The sequence below is a fragment of the Streptomyces sp. MMG1121 genome (assembly GCF_001280015.1).
Taxonomy (GTDB): Bacteria; Actinomycetota; Actinomycetes; order Streptomycetales; family Streptomycetaceae; genus Streptomyces.
This window is the reverse complement of record NZ_LGDV01000023.1, coordinates 1-2,717: the sequence shown is the minus strand read 5'-3', so window position 1 is coordinate 2,717 and position 2,717 is coordinate 1. Positions and strand designations below refer to the sequence as shown.

At 69.6% G+C, this 2,717-nt stretch carries 2 protein-coding genes; both read right to left on the bottom strand.

What is annotated here, in order from left to right; translation table 11 throughout:
• On the bottom strand, positions 1-823 hold an 823-nt coding region (locus ADK64_RS03995; RefSeq protein WP_234384454.1), incomplete at its 3' end, for a beta-ketoacyl synthase N-terminal-like domain-containing protein.
• Between the two features lie 30 nt (positions 824-853).
• Positions 854-2,533, bottom strand: a complete 1,680-nt coding sequence (locus tag ADK64_RS42425) for a type I polyketide synthase (protein WP_420712935.1) — start codon at positions 2,531-2,533, stop codon at positions 854-856.
• Positions 2,534-2,717: the final 184 nt, after the last annotated feature.

Here is a 2,717-nt window from a genome sequence, read left to right as displayed (position 1 = left end):
AAACCAGACCCACACCCTCGGCCCACGCAGTCCCGTCCGCACCCGCCGCGAACGACTTGCACCGCCCATCCGGCGCAAGCCCCCGCTGCCGCGAGAACTGCACGAACGCGATGGGCGTGGACATCACGGCGACACCGCCGGCGAGGGCGAGCGAACACTCGCCGCTGCGCAGCGACTGGACCGCCGAGTGCATCGCCACCAAAGACGACGAACACGCCGTGTCCACCGTCACCGCCGGACCCTCGAAACCCAAGGTGTACGCCACCCGACCCGAGACGATGCTTCCGGCCGCCACGGCCGCCTCGTAGTCGTGGTACATCAGGCCGGCGAAGACGCCGGTACGACTGCCCTTCAGCGAGGCCGGATCAATCCCGGCCCGCTCCAACACCTCCCACGACTCAATCCCGGCCCGCTCCAACACCTCCCACGACACCTCCAGCAACAACCGCTGCTGCGGATCCATCGCCAACGCCTCACGCGGAGAAATCCCGAAGAACGCCGGATCGAACTCGCCGGCATCATGCAGGAATCCGCCTTCCCGGACGTAGGACTTGTCGGCAAGGCCGGGAGTGGGGTCGTAGATCCGGTCGACGTCCCAGCCCCGGTCCTCCGGGAACGAGGTGATGCCGTCGCGTTCCTCGGCCACCAACCGCCACAGGTCCTCCGGCGAGGAGACGCCACCAGGCAGTCGGCAGGCGGCCGACACGATCGCGATCGGTTCGGACGAGGCCGCCAGGACCCGGTCGCGCTCCTCCTTGAGCTGCTCGTTCTCCATGAGCGAGGCGCGCAGTGCCGCGACAAGCTTGTCCTCGGATACAGACATACTTGAGTTCCTCCGTAGCCCGCGACGGGCTCAGTCGTTGGTGTTGCCCATCGCGCGTTCGATGAGGCTGGCGGCGTCCATATCGGCGATAAGGCGAGACGCGTTCTGTCGTGTTTCCGAAGGGGCAGGAGTGGTGGCGGCGCCGGGGGCCGCGGCCACCAGAGGCAGCAACTGCGCCAGCACGCCCAACTCCTGGAGCCGCTTCAGCGGTACGGAGGCAAGGACCTTGCGCAGCCCGGCCTCATCCACCTCTGCGAGGTCCACCGCTCCGATCGCCGTGACCGGGACGAGTTCGGCGCGCAGATGTTCGGTGATCGCGGCCGGGGACGGATAGTCGAAGATCAGCGTGGCCGGCAGTCGGATGCCCGTCACCCCGGCCAGCCGGTTGCGCAGTTCGACCGCGGTGAGCGAGTCGAAGCCCAGCTCGCTGAACGCCTGTCCCGGCACGATGCCCTCGGCGTCGGCATGCCCCAGCACTACGGCGACCTCGCCGCGGACCAGGTCCAGCAGCGCTTCGGTCTGCTCCTCGCCAGGAAGCGCCGCCAGCCGGTCCGCGAGCGAGTCGACGAGTGCGGCCCCGCCGGTCGAGGCGGCACGCCGGGGCCGACGGACCAGGTCCTGCAGCATCGGAGCCAGCCGTCCGGCGCCGGCCTGTGCGGTGAGCGCGGAGAGGTCGAACCCCACCGGTACGAGGATCGGTTCGTCGGCGCCGAGAGCGGCGTCGAAGAGCGCCATGCCCTCCTCCACGGACAAGGGCCGGATGCCGCTGCGCCGCATACGGGCCTGGTCCGTCCGGTCGAGGGCACCAGCCATGCCGCCGGCATCGCCCCACAGGCCCCAGGCCAGTGACACCGCGGTCAGTCCCTGCGCGCGGCGCCACTGCGCGAAAGCGTCCAGGAACGCGTTCGCCGCCGAATAATTCCCCTGGCCCGGGCCGCCCAGGACACCAGCCGCGGAGGAGTAGAGCACGAAGGCGTCCAGGTCCAGATGCCGCGTCAGCTCGTGCAACATCAGCACGGCGTCCACCTTCGGCCGGAACACCGACGCCAGCCGCTCCGGAGTCAGACTCCCGATCACGCCATCGTCCAGCACACCGGCGGTGTGTACGACACCCGTCAACGGAGCCTCGGCGGGAACGGCATCCAGCAGCCCGGACAGCGACTCGCGGTCGGCCACGTCACAGGCCACCACCGTCACCACGGCACCGGCCTGCTCCAACTCGGCCTTCAACGTTGCCGCTCCCTGCGCTGCGAGCCCACGACGACTCGTCAACACCAGGCTCCGCACACCATGAGCCGCAACCAGATGCCGGGCGACCACAGCGCCAAGAGTGCCGGTGCCACCAGTGACCAGTACCGTCCCACCGGACCGGAACACCGGACCCTCGGAAGGCACCGCCGCGGCACGCACCAGCCGGGGCACGAACACCTCGCCCGACCGCACCGCCACCTGCGACTCACGCGACGCCACCACACCTGCCAGCAACCCATTGCCAAGGGCACCATCCACGTCCGCCAAGACGATACGGCCAGGGTTCTCCGCCTGCGCCGAACGCACCAGACCCCACACCGCGGCCCCTGCCGGATCAGCCGCACCTCCCCCACCCACGACATCCACCGCACCCCGCGTCGCCACCACCAAGGAGCCCTCCCGCGACGACGCGAGGAAGGACTGAACGGCGGAGAGCGTGTCCGCTGTCAGGGCCTGCACGGCTTCGGCATCCAGTGCGGAAGCCGCACGGACCTCGAGTACCTCCACGTCAGTGGCATCGGCGTCGTCGCGTACCGGCAGAGGAGACCACTCGACCCGGAAGAGCGACTCGCTTCCGCCGCCACCGGACACCTTCAACTGCTCATCGGTGACTGCCCGCAGGACGAGCGACTCGACCGACGCG